Annotated in this window: 28 protein-coding genes, 1 tRNA gene and 1 other RNA gene; 10 read left to right on the top strand and 20 right to left on the bottom strand. The window is 67.2% G+C overall.

Features of this window, described 5'->3' with window-relative positions:
• Positions 1-70: 70 nt before the first annotated feature.
• From HGB51_RS11525 to HGB51_RS11485, 9 genes are all read right to left on the bottom strand, one after another.
• Positions 71-1,426 carry an aminodeoxychorismate synthase component I gene (locus tag HGB51_RS11525; protein WP_070207936.1) on the bottom strand — a complete coding sequence of 452 codons (1,356 nt, stop codon included), beginning with the start codon at positions 1,424-1,426 and terminating at the stop codon, positions 71-73.
• A gap of 101 nt (positions 1,427-1,527) precedes the next feature.
• On the bottom strand, positions 1,528-2,790 hold the full coding sequence (gene fabF / locus HGB51_RS11520) for a beta-ketoacyl-ACP synthase II (RefSeq protein WP_070207937.1): 1,263 nt from the start codon (positions 2,788-2,790) through the stop codon (positions 1,528-1,530).
• A 103-nt stretch (positions 2,791-2,893) separates the two neighbouring features.
• Positions 2,894-3,133, bottom strand: a complete 240-nt coding sequence (gene acpP / locus HGB51_RS11515; RefSeq protein WP_005408313.1) for an acyl carrier protein — start codon at positions 3,131-3,133, stop codon at positions 2,894-2,896.
• 153 nt (positions 3,134-3,286) lie between these two features.
• Positions 3,287-4,030 carry a 3-oxoacyl-ACP reductase FabG gene (gene fabG, locus HGB51_RS11510; RefSeq protein WP_070207938.1) on the bottom strand — a complete coding sequence of 248 codons (744 nt, stop codon included), beginning with the start codon at positions 4,028-4,030 and terminating at the stop codon, positions 3,287-3,289.
• Positions 4,031-4,055: 25 nt separating this feature from the next.
• Positions 4,056-5,000, bottom strand: a complete 945-nt coding sequence (gene fabD / locus HGB51_RS11505; RefSeq protein ID WP_070207969.1) for an ACP S-malonyltransferase — start codon at positions 4,998-5,000, stop codon at positions 4,056-4,058.
• A gap of 82 nt (positions 5,001-5,082) precedes the next feature.
• Positions 5,083-5,865, bottom strand: a complete 783-nt coding sequence (locus tag HGB51_RS11500; protein WP_070207939.1) for a BUD32 family EKC/KEOPS complex subunit — start codon at positions 5,863-5,865, stop codon at positions 5,083-5,085.
• Between the two features lie 68 nt (positions 5,866-5,933).
• Entirely contained in the window at positions 5,934-6,911 is a 978-nt protein-coding gene (locus HGB51_RS11495; protein WP_070207940.1) for a beta-ketoacyl-ACP synthase III, read from the bottom strand.
• A 55-nt stretch (positions 6,912-6,966) separates the two neighbouring features.
• Positions 6,967-7,164, bottom strand: a complete 198-nt coding sequence (rpmF, locus tag HGB51_RS11490) for a 50S ribosomal protein L32 (protein ID WP_070207941.1) — start codon at positions 7,162-7,164, stop codon at positions 6,967-6,969.
• Positions 7,165-7,279: 115 nt separating this feature from the next.
• The gene (locus HGB51_RS11485) at positions 7,280-7,789 is read right to left on the bottom strand and encodes a YceD family protein (RefSeq protein WP_070207942.1); all 510 of its coding nucleotides are present in this window, start codon (positions 7,787-7,789) and stop codon (positions 7,280-7,282) included.
• Between the two features lie 82 nt (positions 7,790-7,871).
• On the opposite strand from HGB51_RS11485, the gene HGB51_RS11480 reads away from it, so the two are divergent.
• Complete coding sequence (locus HGB51_RS11480; RefSeq protein WP_070207943.1) at positions 7,872-8,444, top strand: Maf family protein; 573 nt, start codon at positions 7,872-7,874, stop codon at positions 8,442-8,444.
• A 7-nt stretch (positions 8,445-8,451) separates the two neighbouring features.
• Here the strand turns inward: HGB51_RS11480 and HGB51_RS11475 are convergent, their stop codons facing one another.
• Positions 8,452-10,293 carry a glycosyltransferase family 39 protein gene (locus HGB51_RS11475; RefSeq protein WP_070207944.1) on the bottom strand — a complete coding sequence of 614 codons (1,842 nt, stop codon included), beginning with the start codon at positions 10,291-10,293 and terminating at the stop codon, positions 8,452-8,454.
• A 40-nt stretch (positions 10,294-10,333) separates the two neighbouring features.
• On the opposite strand from HGB51_RS11475, the gene HGB51_RS11470 reads away from it, so the two are divergent.
• From HGB51_RS11470 to HGB51_RS11455, 4 genes are read left to right on the top strand one after another with little or no spacing between them, the layout of a single operon-like run.
• Positions 10,334-11,287, top strand: coding sequence for an AAA family ATPase (locus HGB51_RS11470; protein WP_070207945.1), 954 nt, complete (start codon positions 10,334-10,336; stop codon positions 11,285-11,287).
• 24 nt (positions 11,288-11,311) lie between these two features.
• On the top strand, positions 11,312-12,259 hold the full coding sequence (locus tag HGB51_RS11465) for a DUF58 domain-containing protein (RefSeq protein ID WP_171966880.1): 948 nt from the start codon (positions 11,312-11,314) through the stop codon (positions 12,257-12,259).
• On the top strand, positions 12,252-14,198 hold the full coding sequence (locus HGB51_RS11460; RefSeq protein ID WP_070207946.1) for a transglutaminase TgpA family protein: 1,947 nt from the start codon (positions 12,252-12,254) through the stop codon (positions 14,196-14,198). The genes HGB51_RS11465 and HGB51_RS11460 overlap by 8 nt, the downstream gene beginning before the upstream one ends.
• Positions 14,195-14,719 (top strand): Slp family lipoprotein, encoded by a 525-nt coding sequence (locus tag HGB51_RS11455; protein ID WP_070207947.1) that lies wholly within the window; start codon positions 14,195-14,197, stop codon positions 14,717-14,719. Before HGB51_RS11460 ends, HGB51_RS11455 begins: the two co-directional genes overlap by 4 nt.
• A gap of 40 nt (positions 14,720-14,759) precedes the next feature.
• Here the strand turns inward: HGB51_RS11455 and HGB51_RS11450 are convergent, their stop codons facing one another.
• The 4 genes from HGB51_RS11450 to dnaX are packed head-to-tail and all read right to left on the bottom strand — an operon-like array spanning position 14,760 to position 17,979.
• The gene (locus HGB51_RS11450) at positions 14,760-15,110 is read right to left on the bottom strand and encodes a histidine triad nucleotide-binding protein (protein WP_070207948.1); all 351 of its coding nucleotides are present in this window, start codon (positions 15,108-15,110) and stop codon (positions 14,760-14,762) included.
• 11 nt (positions 15,111-15,121) lie between these two features.
• Positions 15,122-15,718 carry a recombination mediator RecR gene (gene recR, locus HGB51_RS11445; protein ID WP_070207949.1) on the bottom strand — a complete coding sequence of 199 codons (597 nt, stop codon included), beginning with the start codon at positions 15,716-15,718 and terminating at the stop codon, positions 15,122-15,124.
• A gap of 2 nt (positions 15,719-15,720) precedes the next feature.
• Positions 15,721-16,041, bottom strand: coding sequence for a YbaB/EbfC family nucleoid-associated protein (locus tag HGB51_RS11440; RefSeq protein WP_068849611.1), 321 nt, complete (start codon positions 16,039-16,041; stop codon positions 15,721-15,723).
• Positions 16,042-16,047: 6 nt separating this feature from the next.
• Positions 16,048-17,979: a DNA polymerase III subunit gamma/tau gene (gene dnaX, locus HGB51_RS11435; protein ID WP_070207950.1), complete on the bottom strand. Its 1,932-nt coding sequence runs from the start codon at positions 17,977-17,979 to the stop codon at positions 16,048-16,050.
• 133 nt (positions 17,980-18,112) lie between these two features.
• Between dnaX and HGB51_RS11430 the strand changes: the two genes are divergently transcribed.
• Positions 18,113-18,205: transfer RNA gene (locus tag HGB51_RS11430), tRNA-Ser, on the top strand.
• 382 nt (positions 18,206-18,587) lie between these two features.
• On the opposite strand, the gene HGB51_RS11425 is transcribed toward HGB51_RS11430, so the two are convergent.
• On the bottom strand, positions 18,588-19,376 hold the full coding sequence (locus HGB51_RS11425; RefSeq protein ID WP_070207951.1) for an isocitrate lyase/PEP mutase family protein: 789 nt from the start codon (positions 19,374-19,376) through the stop codon (positions 18,588-18,590).
• Positions 19,377-19,821: 445 nt separating this feature from the next.
• Between HGB51_RS11425 and HGB51_RS11420 the strand changes: the two genes are divergently transcribed.
• From HGB51_RS11420 to HGB51_RS11410, 3 genes are all read left to right on the top strand, one after another.
• Positions 19,822-20,283 carry a GNAT family N-acetyltransferase gene (locus tag HGB51_RS11420; RefSeq protein ID WP_070207952.1) on the top strand — a complete coding sequence of 154 codons (462 nt, stop codon included), beginning with the start codon at positions 19,822-19,824 and terminating at the stop codon, positions 20,281-20,283.
• Positions 20,284-20,514: 231 nt separating this feature from the next.
• On the top strand, positions 20,515-20,766 hold the full coding sequence (locus HGB51_RS11415; protein ID WP_084738955.1) for a SymE family type I addiction module toxin: 252 nt from the start codon (positions 20,515-20,517) through the stop codon (positions 20,764-20,766).
• Positions 20,763-20,990 carry a hypothetical protein gene (locus tag HGB51_RS11410; RefSeq protein WP_070207954.1) on the top strand — a complete coding sequence of 76 codons (228 nt, stop codon included), beginning with the start codon at positions 20,763-20,765 and terminating at the stop codon, positions 20,988-20,990. Before HGB51_RS11415 ends, HGB51_RS11410 begins: the two co-directional genes overlap by 4 nt.
• A 58-nt stretch (positions 20,991-21,048) precedes the next feature.
• On the opposite strand, the gene HGB51_RS11405 is transcribed toward HGB51_RS11410, so the two are convergent.
• From HGB51_RS11405 to HGB51_RS11395, 3 genes are all read right to left on the bottom strand, one after another.
• Positions 21,049-21,441 carry a DUF6180 family protein gene (locus tag HGB51_RS11405; RefSeq protein WP_141739134.1) on the bottom strand — a complete coding sequence of 131 codons (393 nt, stop codon included), beginning with the start codon at positions 21,439-21,441 and terminating at the stop codon, positions 21,049-21,051.
• Between the two features lie 33 nt (positions 21,442-21,474).
• Positions 21,475-22,683, bottom strand: coding sequence for an OmpA family protein (locus tag HGB51_RS11400; RefSeq protein ID WP_070207956.1), 1,209 nt, complete (start codon positions 22,681-22,683; stop codon positions 21,475-21,477).
• 140 nt (positions 22,684-22,823) lie between these two features.
• The gene (locus tag HGB51_RS11395; RefSeq protein ID WP_070207957.1) at positions 22,824-23,141 is read right to left on the bottom strand and encodes a DMT family transporter; all 318 of its coding nucleotides are present in this window, start codon (positions 23,139-23,141) and stop codon (positions 22,824-22,826) included.
• A 247-nt stretch (positions 23,142-23,388) separates the two neighbouring features.
• Between HGB51_RS11395 and ffs the strand changes: the two genes are divergently transcribed.
• Positions 23,389-23,485: signal recognition particle sRNA small type (gene ffs / locus HGB51_RS11390), an RNA gene on the top strand.
• Here the strand turns inward: ffs and HGB51_RS11385 are convergent.
• Entirely contained in the window at positions 23,472-24,245 is a 774-nt protein-coding gene (locus HGB51_RS11385) for an MBL fold metallo-hydrolase (protein ID WP_070207958.1), read from the bottom strand. The genes ffs and HGB51_RS11385 overlap by 14 nt on opposite strands.
• On the bottom strand, positions 24,245-24,994 hold the full coding sequence (locus tag HGB51_RS11380; RefSeq protein ID WP_070207959.1) for a 3-deoxy-D-manno-octulosonic acid kinase: 750 nt from the start codon (positions 24,992-24,994) through the stop codon (positions 24,245-24,247). Before HGB51_RS11380 ends, HGB51_RS11385 begins: the two co-directional genes overlap by 1 nt.
• Positions 24,995-24,997: the final 3 nt, after the last annotated feature.

The raw sequence follows: 24,997 nt of genomic DNA, 5'->3' as shown, positions 1-24,997 counted from the left end.
TGGGTGGTGCAGCCACGCAGGGCGTGGCTCTACCGGGTGGATCATTTCGCGGGGAACAGCATACCTTGGCTCAGTCCGGGCGGCCGAGCGCGCGCATCAGGCCACGGGCCTTGGCACGGGTCTCGTCCAGCTCCTTGGCCGGGTCCGAATCGACCACGATGCCGGCGCCGGTGCGGAACGCGGCGGTATTGCCGGCGACTTCGGCGGTGCGGATCAGGATGTTCAGGTCCAGGTCGCCGTCGCGGTTCAGCCAGCCGAACGCGCCGGTGTAGGCGCCGCGTGCGGTCTGTTCCAGCTCGGCGATGATCTGCATGCAGCGCACCTTTGGGCAGCCGGTGATGGTGCCGCCCGGGAACGTCGCCGCAATCACCTGGCCCGGGGTCACGCCCGCGCGCAGGCGGCCGCGCACGTTGCTCACGATGTGGTGCACGTGGGCGTAGCTTTCCACGCTCATCAGTTCGTCCACTTCCACGCTGCCGGCGGTGCAGATGCGGCCCAGGTCGTTGCGCTCCAGGTCGATCAGCATCACGTGCTCGGCACGCTCCTTCGGATGGCCGACCAGTTCGCGGATGCGTTCGGCATCATCGTCGCCTTCGAAACGCGGGCGGGTGCCGGCGATCGGTCGCGTCTGCACGTCGTCGCCGTGCACGCTCACCAGCCGCTCCGGCGAGGAGCTGACCACGGCCCTGCCCTGCGCGATGAACAGGCCGGCGAACGGTGCCGGGTTGGCCACGCGCAACTGGGCGTACAGCGCGTGCGGCGAGAGGTCGGCATCGAACCGGGCCAGCCAGCGACGCGAAAGGTTGACCTGGAACACGTCGCCGGCGCGCAGGTAGTCGATGACCCGCTGCACGCCATCGGTGAAGCGCGTGGGTGCGTCTTCATCCATCTGCGCCGGTGGCTGCCACGCGGGCAGCGGCGCCTGCGTGGCGGCGGCGTCGAGGTCGGCCTGCAGCACGTCCAGCAGGGCCTCGCAGCCGGTCTCGCATACGGCGTGATACTCGCCGAGCACGCGGTCGTGCAGTACGGCGGCAGGACAGCGCAGCGCGAGTGCGGAAGGCAGGCCGTCGGCGCGCGCGTGCAGCGCCAGTACGGTTTCAATCTGGCCGGCCAGTTCGTAGTCGAGCATCAGTGCCCAGCCGCCGCGGAATGGCAGACCCGTCTCCTCGCGCGGCAGGCGTGCGGCCTGCCAGTGCCGGTCCAGCACCTCCAGGAAGGTCCCGGCGTGGGCATTGCCGTGGTGGTCGCGCACCACGCCATCGGCCTGCAGCGCCAGCGACGGGCCGCTGGCCATCAGCAGCAGGTCCCAGCGGCCCTGCGCGCTGTTGCTGGCGGTGGACTCCATCAGCAGCGGGTAGCGCTGCGGGGCCACGCGCTGCAACGCGGGAAGGTCGGTGGTGGCGGGCAGTGGACGGGTCTGGAACATGGCGATGGATTCGGCAGGTTGAAGTGCGGGGCCCGGCCCCAGATGCACCGAGGCCGCCCATGAAGGCGGCCCGGGTGGTGAAACAGGTTACGCGGACATGCTCAGACCCGCTTGAACACCAGCGTGCCGTTGGTGCCGCCGAAGCCGAAGCCGTTCGACATCACCACGTCGACCTTGGCCTCGCGTGCAGTGTTGGGCACGTAGTCCAGGTCGCAGCCTTCGCCCGCTTCATGCAGGTTGATGGTCGGCGGAATGATGTTGTCGCGCAGCGCCAGCACCGAGAAGATCGCTTCCACGCCGCCGGCTGCGCCGAGCAGGTGGCCGGTCATCGACTTGGTGGAGCTGACCATCATCTTGTAGGCGTGGTCGCCGAAGGCGGTCTTCATCGCCATGGTCTCGCCCAGGTCGCCCAGCGGGGTGGAGGTGCCGTGCGCATTGAGGTAACCGACCTGCTCCGGGCTCACGCCTGCGTCCTTCAGGGCCATGGTCATGCAGCGCGCGGCGCCTTCGCCGTTCTCGCTCGGCGCGGTCATGTGGTACGCGTCGGAGCTGGCGCCGAAACCGGCGAGCTCGCAGTAGATCTTCGCGCCACGCGCCTTGGCGTGTTCGTATTCTTCGAGGATCAGGATGCCGGCACCGTCGCCGAGCACGAAGCCGTCGCGGTCCTTGTCCCACGGGCGCGACGCTTCGGCCGGGGCATCGTTGCGGGTGCTCATGGCCTTCATCGCGCAGAAGCCGCCCAGCGCCGTCGGCGAGGAGCCGCGCTCGGCGCCGCCCACCACCATCACGTCCGCGTCGCCGTACTGGATCATGCGCATCGCGGTGCCGATGGAATGGTTCGAAGTGGCGCAGGCCGACACCGCCGAGAACGACGGACCCTTCAGGCCGGTGATGATGCTGAGCTGGCCCGGCAGCATGTTGATGATGGTCTTGGGCACGTAGAAGGGCGAGATCTTCTTGCCCTCGTGGAACTCGATGGTCTGCTCTTCGATGCCGAGCAGGCCGCCGATGCCGGCGCCGACGATGGCGCCAACGCGCTCGGCGTTGCCGTCGGTGATCTCCAGGCCCGAATCGTTCAAGGCCATGAAGGCGGCACCGAGGCCGTAATGGATGAACGGGTCCATCTTCTTGGCATCCTTGCCGCTGACCCGGAATTTGCCGAACTGTTCGTTGTCGGCGGTGATGTCGAAGTCCCTGACCTCACCTGCGATCTTGGTGGTGAAACGGTCCAGGTAGGACTGCGAAACGTTGGTCAGCGGACCGATGCCGGAACGGCCTTCGGTGATGCCCTTCCAACTGGTGGCCATATCATTGCCCAACGGCGAGACCATGCCCATGCCGGTAACGACGACGCGACGCTTCATTGCAGATTCTCCTGAACAAAAACACAGGGCCGCAAGCGCGGCCCCATGGGATAACTGCACGCGGTGGCGGTAAGCACCACTACCGCGCGCAAGCCGCCCGACATCACGCCTTGACGTGCGCCTTGACGTAGTCGATCGCAGCCTGGACGGTGCTGATCTTTTCGGCTTCTTCGTCCGGGATCTCGCACTCGAATTCTTCTTCCAGCGCCATCACCAGTTCAACGGTGTCCAGGGAGTCGGCGCCCAGGTCATCGACGAACGATGCGCTGTTGGTGACTTCCTCTTCCTTGACGCCAAGCTGTTCGACGACGATTTTCTTGACGCGTTCTTCGATGGTGCTCATTGGATATCGCTCCAGATGGAGTAGTGGTTCAAAAGTGACGCCATCATTGTGGCGATGGCCGTTGGATAGTGTAGTGGAAACCGCAGGTGCCTTGCATTTTTGCAAAACCCCATTTGGATCAACCACTTGCGGTGCAATCCCTGCACCACATGCTTACGGCATGTACATGCCGCCGTTCACATGGAGGGTTTCGCCGGTGATGTAGCTGGCCGAGGGACCGGCCAGGAACGCCACCGCGTTGGCGATGTCTGCCGGTTCGCCGAGGCGTTCCAGCGCGATCGACTTGACCAGGCCGGTGCGCTGCTCTTCGGGCAGGGCCTTGGTCATGTCGGTGTCGATGAAGCCCGGGGCCACCACGTTGACGGTGATCCCGCGCGAGCCGATTTCCTTGGCCAGCGACTTGGAGAAGGCAATGATGCCGGCCTTGGCCGCGGCGTAGTTGGCCTGGCCGGCATTGCCGGTCACGCCGATCACCGAGGCGATGTTGATGATGCGACCCTTGCGCGCCTTCATCATGCCGCGGATGACCGCCTTGGAGGTGCGGTAGACGCTGGTCAGGTTGGTGTCGAGGATGGCCTGCCAGTCCTCGTCCTTCATGCGCAGCAGCAGGTTGTCGCGGGTGATGCCGGCATTGTTGACCAGGATGGTGATCGCACCGAATTCCTTGGCGATGCCGTCCAGCACGGCGTCCAGCGCGGCCGGGTCGGTCACATTCAGCGCGCGGCCGTGGCCGCCCACCGCCGCCAGGCGCTCGCCGATGGCAGCTGCACCGGAGTCGGTGGTGGCGGTGCCGATGACGGTCGCGCCCTGCGCGGCCAGTGCGTCGGCGATCGCCGCACCGATGCCACGGCTGGCGCCGGTGACCAGTGCGATTTCACCCTGAAGGGGCTTGCTCATGCTCAGTATCCTCGAACGAAATGCTTCAGGCGGCCCAGGTTTCGCGGGCGGTCTCGAAGTCGGCGGGCGTGGACAGCGTGCGCGCGTCCAGGCTCTTGTCGATGCGCTTGATCAGTCCGGTCAGCACCTTGCCGGGGCCGCATTCGGCCACGCGGGTGACGCCACGGGCGGCCAGCGCTTCCACGCAGCCGGTCCACTGCACCGGCAGGTACAGCTGCTGGACCAGGGCGCTGCGGATCGCATCGATGCCGTCGTGCACGCGTGCGTCGACGTTCTGCACTACCGGCAGGGCCGGCACGCGCCAGTCCAGGCCGGCCATGGTTTCGACCAGGCGGTTGGCGGCTTCGCGCATCAGCGGGGTGTGCGAGGGCACGCTCACGGCCAGCTTGACCGCCTTGCGCACGCCCTTTTCGGCGAGCAGGGCGAGGGCGCGGTCGACCGCCTCGGCGTCGCCACCGATGACGATCTGGCCCGGCGAGTTGTAGTTGGCCGGGACCACCACCTGGCTGCCGGACGCCTGCTCGCAGACCTCCTTGACCAGCGCGTCTTCGGCACCGAGCACGGCGGCCATGGCGCCCACGCCGGTCGGCGCGGCGTCCTGCATCAGCTGGCCGCGCAGGCGCACCAGGTGGGCGCCGTCGCGCAGGGACAGGGCCCCGGCCGCAACCAGCGCGGTGTACTCGCCCAGGCTGTGCCCGGCCAGGACTGCGGGCTGGGCGCCGTGCACGGCCTGCCATGCGCGCCACACGCCAATGCTGGCGGCCAGCAGGGCCGGCTGGGTGTATTCGGTGCGGTTGAGCATCTCTTCCGGGCCGCCCTGCGAGAGCGCCCACAGGTCCACGCCGGCGCCATCGGAGGCTTCGGTGAAGGCTTCACGCACCTGCGGGTGCAGTTCAGCCAGTTCAGCCAGCATGCCCAGCGACTGCGAGCCCTGCCCGGGGAACACGAAAGCGAGATTGGAATCGGTCACGCGGAAATCCGCCTGCAAAAAACGAACGGCGAATGATAAGGCGGTTTAGCGCCCTCCGTCTGTACTGGCGCGTATTGAGGACTCACACGAACAGCTGCAGGAAGTCGAGGTCGCCGTCGCTGAAGAAGTCGAAACAGATCGCCACCAGCATCAGCATGCCCAGCGTGGTGGCGCCATGCACGATCAGGATCGCGTGCGCCAATGCCCGCGCCGAGCGGCCCATTTTCATGCTGTAGCGGGCCAGGCGCTGCAGGCGGCCGGAGACCTCGTGGGCATGCGCCAGCACCGGCGCCTGTTCACCATCCATGGCCGCTGCCATCAATGCCTGGAGCCGTTGCGGCCGGTCTTCGTAGTAGCGCGCCACGCCGTAGCCGAACATCAGCCAGTCGCGTGCCTGGGCCTGGGCCAGATCCATCACTTCCAGCGGGTCTTCCTCGAAATCGATGAAGCCGATCTGCTGGCCGTCCCAGGTCAGGTTGCGCGGCAGCGGCTGGCCGAAATACGCGCCCTTGGCATGGGCGGCGGCGATGGCCTGCATCGCCGCCGAGACCAGGGCGTCGCGGCCAGCCGCATCGGCCTGGCGCAGGCAGGTGTTGAAGGAGCTGCCGTTGTCGCCGAGCACCAGCGAGGCGCGGCCGGTACCCAGCACCGGGGGCACGTTCACGCCTTGGGCCTGCAGTTCGCCCAGGCGGCGCGCTTCGGTCTCACGTGCGGCGTCCCCACCCCGGTGCGGCGGCGGGCGCAGCGCGTCGAGCTGGAAACGATGGGCGACGAAATTGAGCAGGGCCAGCGCGACCGCGCGGCTGCCCTGGCCGTACTGCTTGAGCCAGGCACGCTGGCCGTGGATGACGATCTGCTCGACCATGATGCAACTCCGCAAAATGCAGAACGGCCCCATCGGGGCCGTTCGGAGAAGGACAACCGCTTAACGCATTAATAACGCAGCAGGGCGGAACCCCAGGTGAAGCCGCCACCGAAGGCTTCCAGCAGTAGCAGCTGGCCACGCTGCACGCGCCCGGAGCGGACCGCCACGTCAAGCGCCATCGGCACCGAGGCCGAGGAGGTGTTGCCATGCTTGTCGACGGTGACCACCACCTGCTCCATCGACATGTCCAGCCGCTTGGCGGTGGCTTCGATGATGCGCAGGTTGGCCTGGTGCGGGATCAGCCAGTCCAGATCGGCCTTGCTCAGCCCGTTGGCGTCGAGGGTTTCGTCGACGACCGAGTCCAGCGCCTTGACGGCGTACTTGAACACGTCGTTGCCCTTCATCAGGATCGCGCCGCGGGCTTCTTCGCCTTCGCCGAAGCCGGCCGAGACGCCGACGGGGTTCCACAGCAGTTCCTTCTTGCTGCCGTCCGAATGCAGGTGGGTGCTCAGGATGCCGGTGTCTTCGTCGGCCTTGAGCACCACCGCGCCCGCGCCGTCGCCGAACAGCACGCAGGTGGTGCGGTCGTTCCAGTCGACGATACGGGTCAGGGTTTCCGCACCGATGACCAGCACGTGGCGTGCATCACCGGAACGGATGAATTTGTCGGCCACGCCCAACGCGAACACGAAGCCCGAACAGGCGGCGTTGACGTCGAAGGCAGGGCAACCGCTCGCACCGAGCTTGGCCTGGATCAGGCACGCGGTGGAGGGGAAAATCAGATCGGGGGTGGTGGTACCCACCACGATCATGTCGAGCTGGGACGCGTCGATGCCGGCCGCTTCCAGCGCACGCAGCGCGGCGTGGTAGCCGAGGTCGCTGGTGGTTTCCGTGTCGGCGGCGATGTGCCGCTCACGGATACCGGTGCGCGTCTGGATCCACTCATCGGTGGTGTCGACCATTTTCTCCAGATCCTGGTTGGTCAACACTTTTTCGGGCAAATAACTACCAGTGCCCGCGATCCTCGAGTAGATCCGCTTGCTCATTGCATGTCCTGTAAAAGGTAAAGGCCGCTGTCCGACGGACAGCGGCCCTCACGAATCAATCTTCTTCGACGGCCGAGTTCGACTTGGTCGCGATCACCTTCTTGCCACGGTAGAAACCGTCGGCGGTGATGTGGTGACGCAGATGCACTTCGCCGGTGGTCGGGTCGGTGGACAGCTGCTTGGCGCTCAGGGCGTCATGCGAACGGCGCTGGCCGCGGCGGGACGGGGTAACACGGGATTTCTGCACAGCCATGGGATTGCTCCAAACTCGGTTCGATTTGCTTCGTCGTATCGTCGCGCAGGACGCCAGCGCCCAGCACACTTCGCTTTCGCCGCAGCCGCCGACGACACTCCGGCTGCAATTGTTTCTAGGGTTTCTTCAGCGCCGCCAACGCCGCGAACGGATTGGCCTTGCTTTGTTCTTCTTCGGTCGGTGCCCAGTCCCGGTTGACCGCCTCGCCTTCCGGCGACAGTGGCACTACCGGAACGGCCAGGACCAACTCGTCCTCGACCAGGTCCAGCGGACGCAGCTGGCCGTCTTCCGGCACCAGCAGCGCTTCGTACTCTTCCGGCAGCGCCGACTCTTCGTCTTCGTTGCGGATCAGGCCCAGCCGCTGCCTGATCGACACCGGCAGCAGGAAGCGCTGCAGGCTGCGCTGACAGGTCAGCGGCAACGCGGTATCAATCGACAGGTCCACATAGGATACCTTGAGGATCTCGTCGTGGCCGAATTCCAGCGCATAACTGCACGTTCCTTCGGAATCGGCGACAAGGCCTTCCAGGCGGGGCAATTTCGCCAGTTCTACCTGACCGTCAAAGCACCTTCGTGCTGCGACCATCCGCCAGGCATCCAGCGTTTCGGGCACGTTCGCGGACATAAGCCGCTGAATGTTAAGGACGCCATCGGCCGTTGTCAAATGCCGTAGAGTTCGTCCACCCCTGCTGCCCCGGTATTGTCGCATGCTTCCCCTGCTGCTGGCCTCCACCTCCCGCTACCGCCGTGAACTGCTGGAACGGCTGGGCCTGCCGCTGGATACCGCGCGCCCGGAGGTGGACGAGTCCCCGGCCCCCGGCGAAGCGCCGCGGGCCCTGGCGGTGCGGCTGGCGCGGGCCAAGGCCGAGGCGGTGGCGGCCCGCCACCCGGGCCACTGGGTGATCGGCTCGGACCAGGTCGCGGACCTGAATGGAAACCCGCTGGGCAAGCCGGGCGACGTCGCTGGTGCGCACGGGCAGCTGGCCGCCATGTCCGGGCAGACCGTGGCGTTCCACACCGCGATCTGCCTGGTCCGCGACCAGCAGGTACTGGAGGCCTGCGACCTGACCCAGGTGCGCTTCCGGACCCTCGCGGCGGACGAGATCGCCCGCTACGTGGCCGCAGAGCAGCCACTGGACTGCGCCGGCAGCTTCAAGTGCGAAGGCCTGGGCATCACCCTGTTCGAGGCGATCGACAACCGCGATCCCACCGCGCTGATCGGCCTCCCGCTGATCGCGCTGTCCGGGCTGCTGCGACAGGCCGGTTACACCCTTCCCTGACCCCAGCTCAACGCTCGGGAACGGTGAACGACTGTTCCTGCCACTGCTCCACGCTGCCGTCCCGGCCATGCAGCGTCATGCCCAGCCAATGGCGGCCGGGCGGGAGCTGGCGCGTATCCAGGGTCGCATCGAACGCCACGTTGGGATGCTGCGGGTCGGTGGATATCTTCCAGGCCGCCCGGATGTCGTAGGCCCGCCCATATACCGCATCGCCGACCGGCTTACCGTCGACAAGGAGCTCCACGCGCGACAGCCCCACCCCATCCTTGAAGGCCCAGCCACGCACCTGCAGGCTGTCGCCCACCACTTCGTCCTGCAGGGGCGCATCCACCCAGGCCATCGCCGGGGTAACGCACGGGCCCTCGACCCGCTTGGCCGGCAACTGGAACAGCAGGAAGCGCTGGTAGCCATGATCCTGGCTGACCACGCGCGGCGGTGGCAGTGGACCAACCTGCCGGCAGATGTCGTGGTAGCGCTCCAGCAGGTCGCGATACCGCTGGTCGCTGGGCGAGAGCACCAACAGCATCGGTGCGTCGCGCTGGCCATCGTGCAGCAGGCCCCACAAGCCCAGCTGCGCAGTGCGCCCATGCTTGTCGTTGAGCGGATGGTGCAGCACTTCGATGCGCGGGTCGCGCAACTGGAAGCCAAGTTCCGCGCCGACCTTGAAATTGCCGGCCAGCACGCGGGTACCGGCCGGCATCTTGGCCAGCTCGGCGCGCACTTCGTCCGCCAGCGGTGCCCAGCCGGCGAAATTGCGCGGGTAGAACTTGTTGCCGGCCAGCGTCGCGCGAAGGTCGGGGCTGGAGGCCACCAGGTAGGAACCGAAGGCCAGCGCCAGCCCGGCGCCGGCCAGCCACCAGCCGGTGCGGCGCAGCCAGCGCGGCCAGCCATTGAGCACGACCGGTACGGCCACCAGCAGGGCCAGGTAACCCGGCAGCGGCCAGTGGAAGCTGATCCGTTCGACGTCGGTGAAGAACCCCAGCGCGAAGATCGCCAGCGTAGATACCGCCCCCACCAGGCCGAAGTACCGCCATTGGTCACGCGCACCGCCGCCAGGGCGCGTGCCGGCCAGCGCCACTTTCCACATCGCGATGCACAGGATCGGAGTGACCAGCATTGGCTGGATCACCAGGAACCACAGGCCACTCCACTGGAAGGCCCAGGGATGGCGATCCACGACCTGGAACTTGAGCCCTGCATCCTGGTTGTCCGCATTCCACGCCACCAGCGGCAGCCACGCCATCACGCCCACCGCAAGCGCCACCCACACGCGCGGATCACGCAGCGTACGGCGACCCTGCGGAAGCAGCATCAGGGCGATGAAACCAACCACGATCACGCCGATGAAGCGGTAGTGGCTGAGCGCACCGATCACCAGCCCCAGCGACAGTTTCACCGCAGCGGCGGCATCCACGTTGCGCAGCAGCCGTGCACCGGCGTCCAGGCACAACACCGCCGCCAGCGCCATCGGCACATCGGGCACCGCCAGCATGCCCAGCGTCGCCGACAGCGGCATCAACACGGTCAGGCTGCCGGCCTGCCAGCCGGCGACCGCACCGAACCAACGCGTGGCGATACGCGATACCAGCCACGGCAGCATTGCGCCGATCGCCAGGAACGGCAGGCGCAGCGCCAACACGTGATTGCCACCCAGCTCCACGCCCAGCCGCGCCAACCAGGCGGTCAGGCCGGGCAGGTCCGAATAGGCCATCGCCAGGTGCTGGCCTTCCTGCCAATAGAATGCTTCGTCCACGAACAAGGGCAGACGCGCAGCCACCACCAGCTTCACAGCCGTGATGAGCGTCCACAACACCAGAAAAATTGTGCGTGCGCGTTGTTCGCCCTGCATTGCTCTATAGAATCGAAAGAATCATCGACACGAGACGGACATGGAAAATTCGCCCCGCGTGCCCGCCATGCTACCCGAAGAACTGCGACAGGCTTTGCGCAATGCCCAGGACCAGGTCAATGGACTGGTGCTCGGCAAGGCCCAGGAAGTCCGGCTGGCGTTCGTTGCGCTGCTCTCCGGCGGCCACCTGCTGATCGAAGACCTGCCCGGCCTGGGCAAGACCACGCTCGCGCATGCGCTGGCTTCCAGCCTGGGACTGGGCTTCCAGCGCGTGCAGTTCACCTCGGACCTGCTGCCCGCAGATGTGCTGGGCGTCTCGGTTTACGAGGCCACCACGCGCCAGTTCCAGTTCCACCCCGGCCCGGTCTTCACCCATGTGCTGCTGGCCGACGAAATCAACCGCGCGCCGCCCCGTACGCAGAGCGCGCTGCTCGAAGCCATGGCCGAGCAGCAGATCACCCTGGACGGCGTGACCCACCCGCTGCCCGATCCGTTCTTCGTGATCGCCACGCAGAACCCGGTGGACCTGTCGGGTACGTTCCCGCTGCCCGACTCGCAGCTGGACCGCTTCCTGCTGCGGCTGGCGCTGGGCTATCCCAATCCGGAGTCCGAACGCGAACTGCTGCGCGGCACCGATCGCCGCCACCTGATCGCACAGGCCACCGCCTGCCTGGACGACAACCAGGTGCGCGCACTGCGCGACGCAGTGAACCAGGTGCATGCGAGCGAAGCGCTCATCCAGTACGTGCAGTCGCTGCTGGCGCGCAGTCGCCAGCATGCGGGCGTGCGGGTCGGTCTTTCGCCACGCGCGGGCCTGGCGCTGCTGCGCGCGGCCAAGGCGCATGCGTTGCTGCTGGGGCGCGGCCACGTGGTCCCCGAAGACGTGCAGACCCTGTTTGTTGCCGTGGCCGGCCACCGCCTGGTACCGGAAGCGGAAGCCAGCAATGGGCCGGCACTGGCCCGCGCCATCCTGCAGACGGTTGCGGTGGACTGAGTGCGCAGCGGCTGGGGAGACCGCCTGAAACACATACTGTCGGACAGCGCGCGCGCGTTCACGCGGCCGCGCCTGCCCGAAAGCCTGCCGCAGCGACTGGGGCGGCGGCGCATCTATGTGCTGCCGACCCGCTTCGGCATGTTCGTCACCGTGCTGCTGGGCGCGATGCTGCTCGGTGCGTTGAACTACAACAACAACCCCGCCCTGCTGCTGGCCCTGCTGCTGGCCGCGGTGGCCATCGCCAGTACGTTCAGCGCACACCTGCAGTTGTCCGGCCTGCAGATCGACGCGGTGTCGGCCGAACCGGTGGTGGCCGGCGCCACGATGCGACTGCGCATCAACCTGTCGCGGGCCGACACCCGGGCACGCCGTGGGCTGGTGGTGTCGCTGGGCGATGCGGAGGCTTACGGACACCTGGTGGACACCGACCAGATCGAAGTCGACCTGCCGCTGCCCACGCAACGTCGCGGCTGGCTCGACCTCGAGCGCATCCGTCTGTCGACCACGCAGCCGCTGGGCCTGGTGCGCGCATGGTCGTGGGTGTGGCCGGACGCGCCGCTGCTGGTCTATGCCGCGCCCGAAACGCAGGCGCCGCCCCTGCCCGAAGGCGATGGCGATCCCCTGCATACGCGCGTGCATGCCAGCGGCGACGAACTGCACCAGCTGCGCCCCTACCGCGCCGGTGATGCGCCGCGCAGCATTGCCTGGAAGCATTCGGCACGCCGCGACACCCTGCTGGTACGCGAATATGAAAAGCCGGTGGGCGTGGACATCCTGCTCGACTGGCGACAGCTCGCACCGCTGCCCGGCGAGGCGCGCATCGCGCGGCTGGCGCGCTGGGTCGACCTGGCCGAACGCCAAGGCCGCCGCTACACCCTGAAGTTGCCGGGCCAGCCGGAACTGGGCCCTGGCCAGGGCAGCAGCCACCACCACCTCTGCCAACGCGCCCTGGCGCTGATGCCCCATGGCTGACCGTCCCGCATCCCTGCTCGAACCTGCCGCCCGGCGCTGGACCCTGGCCAGCGGTGCTCTGGCACTGCTTCCGCTGCTGCTGCAGTTGCCGCCGCTTCTTGCCGGCGTGCTCGCCGTGGTTGCGGTGATCACGGCCCTGGCCTCGGGCCAGCGCGTACTGCCGGTTCCGGTACGGGTGCTGCTGGTCCTGGGCATGCTGGCGGCGGTGTACTGGCAACTGGGCGCGCGACCTGGCCGCGACACCGGCTGCGCATTGCTGGCGGCCATGCTCGCCCTCAAATCCAGCGAGCTGCGCAGCCTGCGCGACGCGCGCAGCCTGCTCGGCTTTGCCCTGTTCGCGCCGTTCGCCGCGTTCCTGCTCGACCAGGGCCCGTTGACCATGGGCCTGGCCATGCTGGCCGCGCTGGCGACCCTGCTGACCCTGCAGCGACTGGCGCGTGCCGAAGGCGAAGCATCGAACGCACCGTTGCGCGGCCAGTTGCGCGGCGTCGGAAGGCTGCTCGCGCTGGGCCTGCCGCTGGCGCTCGCCGCGTTCTGGCTGTTCCCGCGCCTGAGCGAGCCGCTGTGGGGCCTGCCCGACCGCGCGGTCGGCAAGCCCGGCCTGTCCGACCGCATGGACCCGTCCGAGTGGCTGGACCTCATGGCCGACGATGCCCCTGCCCTGCGGGTGACTTTCTTCGGCGCCGTGCCGAGCCCGGAACAGCGCTACTGGCGCGGCCCGGTGATGACCCACTTCGACGGGCGCCGCTGGGAACGCGATCCCTACAGCGACCGCCGCCCGCCCGCGCCGGTAACGCGCGGGGCGCCGCAGTGGGACTACCAGATCGACTACGAGCCCACCGATCGACGGCAACTGGTGGCGCTGGACCTGCCGTTGCACGCGCCGGCCGGCGCCACGCTGGGCGCCGACTACAGCCTGCGCAGCACGCAGAGCCTCTCCTCGCTGACCCGCTGGCGCCTGCAATCGGCGCCGGCGGCCCGCTACATCGAACCGCTCACCGCGTTCCAGCGACAGGTCGCGTTGCAGCTGCCGCCTGGTTTCAATCCACGCACGGCGGCGCTGGCCCGGCAGTGGCGCCAGGACGCCGGCGACAACGATGCCGCCATCGTGTCGCGCGCATTGGAGTGGGTGCGTTCCACGTTCGCCTACACCCTCTCCACCGAGGCGCCGGGACGGGACAGCGTGGATGAGTTCCTGTTCGACCAGCAGGCCGGCTACTGCCAGCATTTCAGTTCGTCGTTCGTGGTGCTGATGCGCAATGCCGGCATTCCGGCGCGGGTGGTGACCGGGTTCGCCGGCGGCCAGCGCAACCCGTACGGCGACTACTTCGTGGTGCGCCGGATGGACGCGCACGCGTGGGCCGAAGTGTGGCTGCCGCAACGCGGCTGGGTGCGGGTGGATCCGACCGCGGCAGTGGCACCCGAACGCATCTACGACACTCTGGAAGACCGCCTCGGAAGCGACGCCGGTACGACCCTGGAAGGGCGCTGGCTGCAAGTGGGACAGGTCGGCGACTTCCTCCGCCGCGGCTGGAACGACCTGGTACTGTCGTTCGACGCCAACCGCCAGCAGCAGCTGCTGCGCCCGCTGGGCATCGACCGCCTGCAACCGGCGCAGCTGATCGGCATTTTCATTGCCTTCGCAGGCGCTGCGCTAGGCTGGATGGCATGGCTGCTGGCCCGCGGGGAACGCGAGCGCGATCCGCTGTTGCGGGCCTGGCACCGGCTGGGGCGGCGTTACGCGCGGCATGGCCTGGCCAGGGAACCTGCAGAAACCGCCACGGACTGGGCGCAGCGCGTCTACCGGCAGCGCCCCGACCCGGCGCTGATTTCGCTCAGCCAGCGTTTCGTTCAGGCGCGCTACGCTGGCGCAAAGCTCGACCCTTCTCTCGTGCGTGACCTGCACAGGCACCGCCCGTCCACTGGAGCAACATCATGAACGCCAAGATCCTGCTTCCCCTTGCCGCGTCGCTGGCGCTGGCCGCCTGTGCCACGGCCCCCAAACCGCTGCAGGGACAGTTCAGCGTGGTCAGCCCGCGCGATTCGGTCGCCAGCCAGCAGGTCGGCACGCCGGTGCGCTGGGGCGGCCGCATCATCGAAACCACGCCGGGGCAGGGCCAGACCTGCTTCCAGCTGCTGTCGCGCCCGCTCAATGGCAGCGGCCGCCCGAACACCTCGTCCAACGACGCCAGCGACGGACGCTTCGTGGCCTGCCGTGCCGGCTTCTACGACCCGGCCGTGTTCGAGGAAGGCCGTGACGTGACCTTCATCGGCAAGATCGCCGGCTACGAAAACACCCGCATCGGCGATTACGACTACCGCCTGCCGAAGCTGGAAGCCGACGTGATCTACCTGTGGCCGGAACAGCGCCAGGTCGATGTGGTGCCGGTCTACCCGTACGGCCCGTGGGGCCCGGGTTGGGGTCCGGGCTGGGGCTACCGCGGCTGGGGCTGGTGGTAAACGATTCAGAAAAAAACGCCGCTTTCCAGCGGCGTTTTTTTCAGGTTCCGAAGTGGCCCAGCTGCGCCCCTGCCAACAGATGCAGGTGGATGTGGAACACCGTCTGCCCGGCATGTTCGCGGCAGTTCATCACGATGCGGTAGCCGTCCTGCGCGAAGCCTTCGCGGCGGGCGTATTCGGCCGCTGCCATCGCCAGCTTGCCGATCAGGTGCGCCTGCGAGGGCTGCACGTCATCGAGGGTGGGAATGGCTTCGTTCTTCGGAATGAACAGCACGTGCACCGGCGCCTGCGGCGCGATGTCCTTGAAGCCCAGCACCTCGTCGTCTTCATAGACGATGGTGGCCGGAATCTCGCGGCGGATGATCTTTCCGAACAGGGTGTCCTGGCTCATGAGTTCCCTCGTCATTCGACTTCGGTACGGCTACCGAATGCATGCGACAACGTGCCGCGATCCACATACTCCAGCTCGCCGCCCAGCGGCAGGCCCTGCGCCAGTCGACTCGGCCGCACCTTGTGGGCGCGGGCCAGCTGCGCCAGGTAGTGCGCGGTCGCTTCGCCTTCAACGGTGGCGCTGGTGGCGATGATCAGTTCCTGCACCTCGCCCTGCCCCAGGCGCGCCTCCAGCTGGTCCAGCCCGAGTTCGCGCGGGCCTACACCGTCGAGCGGGGACAACCGCCCCTGCAGGACGAAGTAGACACCGCGGAAGCCGGTGGCGGTTTCGATCGCCAGGCGGTCGGCCGGCGATTCCACCGCGCACAGCTGCTGGCGTTCGCGGGTGCCGTTGGCGCACACGGCGCAGACCTCGGTTTCGCTGAAGTCGCGGCACTGCGCGCAGTGGCCGATGCGTTCGATCGCCTTGGCCAGCACCTCGGCCAGCTTCTGGCCACCGGCGCGCTCGCGTTCGAGCACGTGGTAGGCCATGCGCTGGGCGGTCTTCTGGCCGACCCCCGGCAGGACCCGGAAGGCCTCGATCAGCTGTTCGAGCAGGGGCAGGCTCACGCTTAGAACGGCAGCTTCATGCCGGGCGGCAGCTGCATGCCGGCGGTGGCCGAGCCCATGCGGTTCTTCGATTCGGCATCGATCTTGTTGGAGGCGTCGTTGAACGCGGCCGCCACCAGGTCTTCGGTCATTTCCGCATCGGACAGGATCGACGGGTCGATACGCACCTTGCGGCACTCCTTGGCGCCGGTCAGGGTCACGCTGACCATGCCGCCGCCGGCGGTGCCGGTGACTTCCAGCTTGGCGAGTTCTTCCTGGGCCTTCTGCAGGTTTTCCTGCATCTTCTGGGCCTGCTGCATCAGTTGGGCGATGTTGCCGCGCATGTCGTCTTACTCTTCAAAAGGACGGATGGAATCGGTCACGACCCGCGCGCCATGCTGCTGGATCAGCAGCTGCACCGACGGGTCGGCCATGAAGGCGGCTTCGGCCGCCTGCTGTCGTTCGCCACGCTGGCGGTCGGAACGCTGGTGCAGCGTTTCGGCCTCGGCGTTGCCATGTTCGATCACGATCTTGGGGGTCGTTCCGAGCGGGCCGGACAGCGCCTCGGTCAGGGCCGCCAGCGATCGGTCCGAACACAGGTACTCAAATCCGGGCGATACCGCCAGTTTCAAGACACCATGCTGGAATCCGACGAACGCCGCGTGCGCGGCGAGCTGCCGGGAGGGGCCGTTCAGCTGGCTCTGGGCGACCAGCTCCAGCCAGGTTTCGGCCGAGGTCAGGGCGACCGTGCCGCCCTGCGGGGCAGCAGCGCTGGTCGACGCTGGGGTCAGCGAAATGCCCTGCGGGCGCTGCGACGGCACCGGCGCTGCGGCAGGGGCCGGCGGTGCCGATCGCACCGGCGGCGCTTCCCACGGCGCGGCCATGGCCGCGTCGGGGCTGGCCAGTTCCACCGCCAGGGCCTCGTCGCGCTCGTCGGCGCCGGCCTGGTGCCACGGCGGCAGATCGTCATCGGCCGCCGATTCGACGATCGGTGCAGGTGTCGGTTTCGGCACGACTGGTGCGGGGGCCGTGGCGACAGGCGTCGGCGCCGCCACGGGCACAGCGGCGGCCACGGGTGCAGCAACAGCGATCGGCGCGGCCACGGCGGCCGGCGCAGCGGCGATGCCGCCCTGCTCGGAACCGCGCGATCCGGCGCCTGCGTCGGTGCCGGCCCCCGGGTCACGCGGTACCGGCGGCACCGCAGCAGCCGGGCGGAACGCCAGCATGCGCAGCACGGCCATTTCAAAGCCCGCGCGCGGGCTAGGCGCCAGGTGCAGGTCGCGGCGACCGCCCAGGGCCATCTGGTACCAGAGCTGGACCACTTCCGGGCGCAGGCGCTGGGCGAAGGCGGCGGCGTCGATGCCTTCGCCGTCAGCCTGCGCGCCCGGCACCAGCTGCTGCACCTGGATCCGGTGCAGGGCCTCGGCCAGCGCGTCCAGCACTCCGCTCCAGTCGGGCGAGAACTCGGCCAGAGCGGCCACCACCTGCAGCAGGCGTACGCCGTCGCCGTCGGCCAGCGCATCCAGCATCGCCGCCACCTGGGTACGGTCGACCGTGCCCAGCATGGCGCGCACCACGTCTTCACGCAGGGCGCCGCCGGCATAGGCGATGGCCTGGTCCAGCAGCGACAGGCCGTCGCGCAGGCTGCCGTCAGCAGCCTTGGCCAGCTGCACGATCGCGGTCGGGTCGGACTCGATCTCTTCCGCGCTGAGAATGCGGGTCATCTGGCCCTGGATCTGGTCCTCGTCCAGGCGCTTCAGGTTGAACTGCAGGCAGCGCGACAGCACCGTCACCGGCAGCTTCTGCGGGTCGGTGGTAGCCAGCAGGAACTTCACGTGTTCCGGCGGTTCTTCCAGCGTCTTCAGCAGCGCATTGAACGCCGCCTTGGACAGCATGTGCACTTCGTCGATCAGGTAGACCTTGTACTTGCCGCGCGAGGGCATGTACTGGGCGTTCTCGATCACCTCACGGACATCGTCCACGCCGGTATTGGACGCGGCGTCGATCTCCAGCAGGTCGATATAACGCCCGGAGTCGATATCCAGGCAGGCCGGGCACTGGCCGCACGGGTCGGCGCTGGTGCCCTGCTCGCAGTTCAGCGACTTGGCGAAAATACGCGCGATGGTGGTCTTGCCGACCCCGCGGGTGCCGGTAAACAGGAACGCATGGTGCACCCGGCCGCTGTCCAGCGCATTGCTGAGCGCACGGACCACGTGTTCCTGGCCCACCAGCTCGGCAAAACGCTTCGGACGCCACTTGCGGGCAAGGACGAGATAGGACATCAGGCCACCGTCTTCATCGGGACGTCCATTGTGCCACGCCTGTCCATCCCCCCTGCCCCTGCGTGAAGGTGCTTGTGCATCGCACGTTCCCCGGCTAGAATCTGCGCCCCTGCAGCGGGTTCGCAGCAGGTCCGGAGAGGTGTCCGAGTGGTTGAAGGAGCACGCCTGGAAAGTGTGTAAGCGTCTAAACCGCGCTTCGGGGGTTCGAATCCCCCTCTCTCCGCCAGATCAATGAAGAAGCCGCCCCATGGGGCGGCTTTTTTATTGGTTTGGCGGAGAGAGGGGGTGATCGAAGCCACGCCGGGTTCGACGGATTCGCCGCGCCCCAGCAGGGCCAGGCACCCTGTCACGATGAACGCGTCGCCACGCGCCCGAACCTGGACTCGCCCTCAGCAATGCTTGAAATGCCAAGCGGAGTAGCGCGGAGGGGCGGGCCCCATGGATGGGGCCCGCAATCCCCGGCAGTGAAACGGCCACCATCGTCCCAAGTGCGACCAACCCGCCGGACAAATACCGCCGCGCGCAGCGCGACCTTCTCGTAGTGACACGCCACGCGTGTCAGCTCTTCGCCACACATCTCGATGACACGCATGGCGTGTCACTACGCATCACGCAAAGAGCCTGTTCAACTCCCCATACCCCGGCGCCCCCTCCGGCCACGCCAGCGCCCCACCCAACATCGCCTCCGTCGCACCCGCCAACGCTGCCCACGCATGCACATACAACGCAGGCCCGGCACTCAACCTGCGCACGCCAGCAGCGACAAGCTCCGCATGCCCAACCAACCCCGGCAGCCACATCACGTTGAGCGGCAGTGACACCGCATCGGCAATGGCGCGCATCTCCGCAGGCTGCACCCCGCACGGCACGAAAGCCCCGCTAGCCCCAGCAGCGGCATAAGCCTGCATCCGCTCCACGCTTATCCGCACTGCGGCCTCACCCTCAGCCATGCCACGCAGGTACACATCGGTGCGCGCATTGATGAAGAGCGGGCGTCCGGCCAGTGCACGGCGGATGGCGCCAATCTTTTCAACCAACACCCCCGGTGCTCCCGCCCCATCCTCCAGATTGATGCCAACCACGCCCAGCGCCACCAGCTTCGACACCAGCGCCGCCACGTGCTCCGGGTCATCGCTGTACCCGTTCTCGATATCCACTGTGACCGGGATCGAGGTGGCCCGCACGATCTCGCTCACCCGCTGCAGCAGGGCCCCTTCCGGCAAGGCGTTGCCGTCCGGGTACCCGCAAGACCAGGCCATGGCAGCACTGGTGGTGCCCACGGCCTGCGCGCCCTTCTCCTGTGCCAGCCGGGCACTGCCTGCATCCCAGGCGTTGGGCAGGACCAGCAGCTCGCTGGCGGCGTGCAGTGCTTCGAAACGCGCGTGAAGGTCGTTCATTGGGGCAGCTCCGGGAGGAAAGCGCGAGTGTGCGCTTTCCCGGGAGAGGTTGCTGGCCGGTTTCGGACAGCATTAGGAACTGCGCCAGCCGATAGCACGTGGTTGCCACGCAGGGCGTGGCACTACCTGGACTTGGACAGGGTCGCGGGCTTAGGGGCGAAAGCGACAGTTCCAAACCAAGCGGCCGTGCGTGGATCGACTCGGTGGACAGGGCGCTGCCGCTGGATTGATTGCGTTTACGTCATCAGGTGCCTTGCAGGCCTCCTGTGCTGAGGGTAGCGTCTCGACGTCGCCAATGCCGCCGGCCGTTTTCGTTATCCGGGGATTGGCGGCTCAACAAGGCTCCTGTCAGGGCGTCAACCGGTGGCGTCCGGTGGAAGTAAAGATGGCGAAGCCCAGATTGCAGCATTAGGATCTCGCTTCATCATCCTGGGTAGCTCCGCCCATGCCCGATCCTATCGATCAGAACACGCGCCCGTTCCACACCTCCGACACCGCTTCGTGTCTCGCGATATTCGACAGCAATGTGCCGGACTATTTCGGAGCGAACGAGCGCGCGGACTTCGCCGCCTTTCTGCTGCAGCCGCAGCGTCAAGATGACTACCTCGTGTTGGAGCATCGCGGCGAAGTTGCGGCCTGCGGCGGGATCGCCTTTGACGACGATGTTACTGCGGCGTTCTGTTGGGGCATGGTGAGGCGTGATCTGCATCGACACGGCATGGGAACCGCTCTCGCTTCGGCGCGCATTGCACAGGCGCGCGCCAGAGGCGCGACACGCGTGATCCTCAGCACCAGCCAGCACACGCAGGCGTTTTACGCGGCGCGGGGATTCATCGTTACGGGAGTCGTGCGTGATGGACACGCGCCGGGAATCGACGCGGTGGACATGCAACTGGCGCTGCGCTGAGCCGTGCGAACCGATTGATTTTTTTTATCGCAACGACGAGCACGCCATGTAATTCGCGAACTCCTTCCCAGAATTTTTGCGCGAAACAAGCTTAAAGCGTCGTGCATAGGCAACGCCTACCAATACGCGCAAACCAATAGATACAAACAACTTTGCGTGGATGGATCCGGCGCGCATGGTGTTCGGACGGAGCGTGAAAACTCTAGCAGAACCAAAATAGGAGTCGTCCCTATGTCACCGGAGTTCGAGGATGAAGGGGCAATACCGTTCCTGAAACTTCGCGGCCGCTGGCTGCGTGACATGGGATTCAACGCGGGGTCCAAGCTGCAGATCGATGCCGAAGATGGCGTCATCACCCTTACCATCCTTGGCCGACCCAAGCTGCCGCGCCCGGGAGTGCCGCGACGCATCGAACGCCAGATCCACCACACCATGGTGGAAGCAGACCATTTGCCGATCTGTCCCAACGGGAGCCTGCTGTGATCCTGCAGGGCGCGGTGGAGGCCGCGAAACGGAGGCTTGCGATCCAGGTAGAGCTGGGCCCGGTGTTGCATTACCAGTTCCGGCTGGCGGCGTGGCGGTTGAACCAGAACCCGTCGCTGCTGCTGCGGCAGAAGATCAGCAGCTATGTGGCGATGGCAGACAACCCCAAGTCGATCGACCTGAGCGTCACGAGCAATTCGCCCAAGCCCAAGGCAACGCGCTAACGGAGAGGTAGGGCCGTTCGTCAGACGACCCTACCGCCGGCGCCAGGAAGAATAGCGATCAGCGTGCTGCCGCCGCCTTCCGCACCTCTGCGCCCACCCGCTGCTTCACCTTGTCCACGTCCGGGTTGCCCGGCCCGCTGTAGTCGAAGGCCTGGATCACGAACACGGTCTGGTCGCCTGCGCTGATGCAGTACGAAATCAACGAGCGGCCATCTGCGCGCGGGGCTGAAACATGCAGGACCAACGTCTTCTGGTCCTGGTCCACTCGCGTGGAGTAGCCCAATGCCGACGCACCCCGCGCAACGGCTTCGTGGCATTTCTGCATGCTCAACTGGCGTGCCGGGAAACGGTCGACGTCATAGCCAAGACTGAACTCCGCTGCCGCGAACGCCGGCAGGGTCGCAGACACAGCCAATGCGCCCGCGAGTGTTGCCCATGCTGCTTTCTTCATGCCGTTCTACTCCGTGATCGATGATTGAAAGAATCAAGCGCGCACAAAAATTTCCACGCGTCGATTGAGCTGGCGGCCGCCGGGGTTGTCCTTGCCCTGGATCTCGTTCGGTGCCACCGGCTCACGCTCACCGAACCCCTTCGATTCCACCTGCTGCACAGCGCCGCGCGTGCGCAGTGCGGCCAGCACCGCGGCGGCGCGACGCTCTGACAACTGCTGGTTGTAGGCGTCATCGCCCTTGGAATCGGTGTGCCCGCGCACTTCCATCCCACTGGCCTTGACCTGCACAAGTGCACCCGCAAGCGTGTCCAGCAGCTGCGCGGCATCGGGTCGGATCTCGGACTTGTCGAAGTCGAACAGCACCCGGTCGTTCAAGGTGATCATGTAGCCGCATGGCGCGCCGGGGGGTGCGAATTTCGTCAATGGCGGGAAGCGGCCGGCCGGTGGCAGGCGCGGCATCGGCGGCATTTTTACTGCGCGCGCGGGCGGCCCTATGGTGCCGGTTCCATCGCCATTATTGGTGATCAGGCCGGCGTCGCCATTCCACGTACCCGAGCCATCGGCGTTGATTCGTACCAGGCCCATCGGGCCGTTCCAGGTGCCGCTGCCGTCGCCGTTGTTGGTGATCAGGCCACTGTCGCCATTCCAGGTGCCGGCGCCTTTGCCGTCCAGCCGGATCAGCCCGGCGGGGCCGTTGTAGGTGCCGGATCCGTCGGCCTGCACGCTGATGATGGCGCTGTCGCCGCCGTCGCCTGCTGCGGGGCCGTTGATGGTGCCACTGCCGTCGGCATTGACCCGCACCAGCCCGCCTTCGAAGTTGGCGGTACCGCTGCCGTCGGCGTTGATCTTGAACAGTCCCTGCTCCCCGTTTCGGGTAAGGGTGCCGTGCTCGTCGAGGTGGGTGATGCCACCGGCGTTGATCAGGCTGCCGCCCGTGTCGCAGCGCGCGGGCGAGACGGTGATGCCAGCCACGGGGTCGAGGATCGACTGGATGGAGGCTTCCAGCGCCTGCTGCGCGGGGGTCACGCCGAGAATTTCGGGGATGACGATGGTGGGGATGATGGGGAGGTCAGGTACGTCGCTGGGCGCGCCCTGTTCCGGCGGTACGGCAGCAGCCTCGCTCGTGGGAGATGCAGGGGCTTCTGCGGGGGCGCCCGGGTCGGGTGTCCTGGAACAGGCGCTCAGTGCCAGCAGCACGGCGGGGATGAGAAGCAGGCGGGACGTTTGCGGACGTGGCTGCATGAACACTCTGGACCTTCCGTGATGGAGGGCTGGAGTGTTGCGGGTGCGCTGGATGGGTGGTGTGAAGCCCTTGTTGGGGAGTGACCCGGCACGCGGGGGTGTGCGTGCCGGGTGGAGTATCTGCCACGCATGGCGTGGCACTACGTGGTGGAGAGCTTCATCAGGATCAGGCCGCTTACGATCAGTACGGCGGCGCCGATGCGCATTGCACTGACCTGCTCGCCGAGGAACACGATGCCGACGATGAAGGCGCCGACGGCGCCGATGCCGGTCCAGATGGTGTACGCGGTGCCGAGCGGCAAGGTGCGCATGGCGAGCGAGAGCAGCCAGAAGCTGGCGGCCATGGTGGCGAAGGTGATCAGGGACGGGGTGAGCCGGGTGAAGCCCTCGGATTGCTTCATCGAGAACGCCCAGACGATTTCCAGTACACCGGCAACGAGTAGATAGATCCAGGCCATGGGGCCCTCCTTATGGGGCCAGGTCGTCCTGGTGATGTTTACCCGATGTGGGGGAGGCCGTCCTCCGGTTTACGCGTGCAGCGGGGCGGATTCTAGCAAGGGGGGTGGTTGGGGGGCGTTTTGGGGGCTGTTTGGGATACGGGGGATTCAGGCCGTGCGTGGGACACGCGTGGCGTGTCGCTACGGCGCGGTAGGTTTGCTGATATACTAGGGGACTGCACTTCGGTGCAACGTCTCTATGGCGGCCCCGTCGGCCCCTCGCGACGCTAGGTCGAAAATCCCGCCAGGGCCGGAAGGCAGCAACGGTATCGATCGACGCGGGCGCCGAGGTCAGCCGGCGGGGCCGTCACCCGTTTCGGGGGTTGGTGCGGTTGGCGTGGCCAACACCACGCGCTCGCCCGGCAGCGCGACGCGGTGCCCGCGCTGGCGCAACGCCTCCCCGTCTGCCTCGCTGGCGTAGTGATAGAGCATCATGCGCGCCTGCAGCTCAGGCGAATACTCCCGCTCCAGATCGTCCACGCCGGTATGTGACGGGTTGCCATGCAGGCCGCAGTCGTGCGCGATCAGTTCGTTGTCGGCAGCAAAGCGCGCCAGCATTTCGGGGATCGGGCGGGTGTCGCCGCTCCACACCAGGGCACCCTGCAGGCGCAGGCCGTAGGCGGTCTCCGGCCAGTGGTGGCGCACCGGGAATACCTCCAGGCGCACGCCGTCATGCCAGAATGCGTCACCGACCACGATCAGCTGGAACGCGTCCCAGAAGTTGGCGCCGCCTTCGGCCAGCACGTTCGGGTAGTCGGCCACGCGCCGGTGCAGCAGCGGCACTACCGTCGCCGGCACGTAGACGCGGATGCGGCCACGTCGTTCCGGCGAAAAGTACGCATCCACGAACAGCCGCTCGAAGCCGGCCACGTGGTCCAGGTGCACATGGGTCACGAACAGCGCGTCGGGCATGCGCCCGTACTGCGCCAGGTACGCGGTGAGGCCTTCGCCGCCGCAGTCGATGGTCAGCCACGGCTGGCCGTCGCGCTCGATCACCGCCATCGGCGATCCGAGCTGCACGGCCGACGCATTGCCGACCCCCATGAAACGCAGCGACCAGTCCATCAGTAGCCCCGGTTCCAGGCCAGGTCGTAGGCACGGCGCAGCCGCGCGAAGTCTTTCTCGACGTCTTCATGGCTGCGCTCACCGCGCAGCTTGACCAGCGAACGGTGCAGGCGCTTGAGGTTGCGCTCGCGCCAGGCGGTGGCCGGGATGCGCTGCACGCCGCGGTCGAAGTCGATCAGCCAGCCATGGCCGTTGGCGTCGAACAGGATGTTGTGGGCGTTGAGGTCGGCATGGTCCAGGCCGGCGCGGTGGAAGCGCGCGATCAGCCGGCCGGTCTCTTCCCAGGGCGCACCCCGCCCCGCCACCAGCGCGCGGTCGGCCAGCGAACGCACGCCTTCAAGCCGCTCCATCAGGATCGCGGCGCGGTAACGCAGGCCGTCGCGCATGTAGAACGCGGCGATGGGCTGCGGCACCGGCAGCTTGAGCGCGCGCAGGGCACGCATCAGGCGGAACTCGGCAAAGCTGCGGGTACGGTTGGCCCCGCGCCACAGGTACTGGTCGTGGCTCAGTTTGGCCGCCATGCCTCCGCGCAGGTACTGGCGCAGCACGCAGTGCCCGAACGGCGCGTCCACGAAAAAGGCCCCGCCACGGCCGCCCTCGCCCACCGGCCGTGCCCGCTCGCCCCAGTGGGCAGGCGAGAACAGGCTCATGTCGGCTTGCCGCAGGCGTTCGCGGTCGAACAGAATGGCCCCCATGCCGCGTCCGTCGCGGCAGGGCGTCAGTGCTTCAGTGGCGTCGAATGCGACCATTCC

Source organism: Stenotrophomonas bentonitica (assembly GCF_013185915.1).
Lineage (GTDB): Bacteria > Pseudomonadota > Gammaproteobacteria > Xanthomonadales > Xanthomonadaceae > Stenotrophomonas > Stenotrophomonas bentonitica.
Note: the sequence above shows the minus strand (reverse complement) of the source record. Positions and strands in the feature narration are given on the sequence as shown.

What these genes read in the sequence shown, in the direction of transcription:
- fabF (WP_070207937.1), bottom strand. Translation starts at nt 2,790, where the DNA reads ATGAAGCGTCGCGTCGTCGTTACCGGCATGGGCATGGTCTCGCCGTTG.
- HGB51_RS11475 (WP_070207944.1), bottom strand. Translation starts at nt 10,293, where the DNA reads ATGCAGGGCGAACAACGCGCACGCACAATTTTTCTGGTGTTGTGGACG.
- HGB51_RS11425 (WP_070207951.1), bottom strand. Translation starts at nt 19,376, where the DNA reads ATGAACGACCTTCACGCGCGTTTCGAAGCACTGCACGCCGCCAGCGAG.
- HGB51_RS11470 (WP_070207945.1), top strand. Translation starts at nt 10,334, where the DNA reads ATGGAAAATTCGCCCCGCGTGCCCGCCATGCTACCCGAAGAACTGCGA.
- HGB51_RS11440 (WP_068849611.1), bottom strand. Translation starts at nt 16,041, where the DNA reads ATGCGCGGCAACATCGCCCAACTGATGCAGCAGGCCCAGAAGATGCAG.
- HGB51_RS11495 (WP_070207940.1), bottom strand. Translation starts at nt 6,911, where the DNA reads ATGAGCAAGCGGATCTACTCGAGGATCGCGGGCACTGGTAGTTATTTG.
- HGB51_RS11450 (WP_070207948.1), bottom strand. Translation starts at nt 15,110, where the DNA reads ATGAGCCAGGACACCCTGTTCGGAAAGATCATCCGCCGCGAGATTCCG.
- HGB51_RS11460 (WP_070207946.1), top strand. Translation starts at nt 12,252, where the DNA reads ATGGCTGACCGTCCCGCATCCCTGCTCGAACCTGCCGCCCGGCGCTGG.
- HGB51_RS11455 (WP_070207947.1), top strand. Translation starts at nt 14,195, where the DNA reads ATGAACGCCAAGATCCTGCTTCCCCTTGCCGCGTCGCTGGCGCTGGCC.
- HGB51_RS11480 (WP_070207943.1), top strand. Translation starts at nt 7,872, where the DNA reads ATGCTTCCCCTGCTGCTGGCCTCCACCTCCCGCTACCGCCGTGAACTG.
- HGB51_RS11500 (WP_070207939.1), bottom strand. Translation starts at nt 5,865, where the DNA reads ATGGTCGAGCAGATCGTCATCCACGGCCAGCGTGCCTGGCTCAAGCAG.
- HGB51_RS11400 (WP_070207956.1), bottom strand. Translation starts at nt 22,683, where the DNA reads ATGCAGCCACGTCCGCAAACGTCCCGCCTGCTTCTCATCCCCGCCGTG.
- HGB51_RS11415 (WP_084738955.1), top strand. Translation starts at nt 20,515, where the DNA reads ATGTCACCGGAGTTCGAGGATGAAGGGGCAATACCGTTCCTGAAACTT.
- dnaX (WP_070207950.1), bottom strand. Translation starts at nt 17,979, where the DNA reads ATGTCCTATCTCGTCCTTGCCCGCAAGTGGCGTCCGAAGCGTTTTGCC.
- HGB51_RS11380 (WP_070207959.1), bottom strand. Translation starts at nt 24,994, where the DNA reads ATGGTCGCATTCGACGCCACTGAAGCACTGACGCCCTGCCGCGACGGA.
- fabG (WP_070207938.1), bottom strand. Translation starts at nt 4,030, where the DNA reads ATGAGCAAGCCCCTTCAGGGTGAAATCGCACTGGTCACCGGCGCCAGC.
- HGB51_RS11405 (WP_141739134.1), bottom strand. Translation starts at nt 21,441, where the DNA reads ATGAAGAAAGCAGCATGGGCAACACTCGCGGGCGCATTGGCTGTGTCT.
- HGB51_RS11525 (WP_070207936.1), bottom strand. Translation starts at nt 1,426, where the DNA reads ATGTTCCAGACCCGTCCACTGCCCGCCACCACCGACCTTCCCGCGTTG.
- HGB51_RS11420 (WP_070207952.1), top strand. Translation starts at nt 19,822, where the DNA reads ATGCCCGATCCTATCGATCAGAACACGCGCCCGTTCCACACCTCCGAC.
- acpP (WP_005408313.1), bottom strand. Translation starts at nt 3,133, where the DNA reads ATGAGCACCATCGAAGAACGCGTCAAGAAAATCGTCGTCGAACAGCTT.
- HGB51_RS11385 (WP_070207958.1), bottom strand. Translation starts at nt 24,245, where the DNA reads ATGGACTGGTCGCTGCGTTTCATGGGGGTCGGCAATGCGTCGGCCGTG.
- HGB51_RS11395 (WP_070207957.1), bottom strand. Translation starts at nt 23,141, where the DNA reads ATGGCCTGGATCTATCTACTCGTTGCCGGTGTACTGGAAATCGTCTGG.
- HGB51_RS11485 (WP_070207942.1), bottom strand. Translation starts at nt 7,789, where the DNA reads ATGTCCGCGAACGTGCCCGAAACGCTGGATGCCTGGCGGATGGTCGCA.
- rpmF (WP_070207941.1), bottom strand. Translation starts at nt 7,164, where the DNA reads ATGGCTGTGCAGAAATCCCGTGTTACCCCGTCCCGCCGCGGCCAGCGC.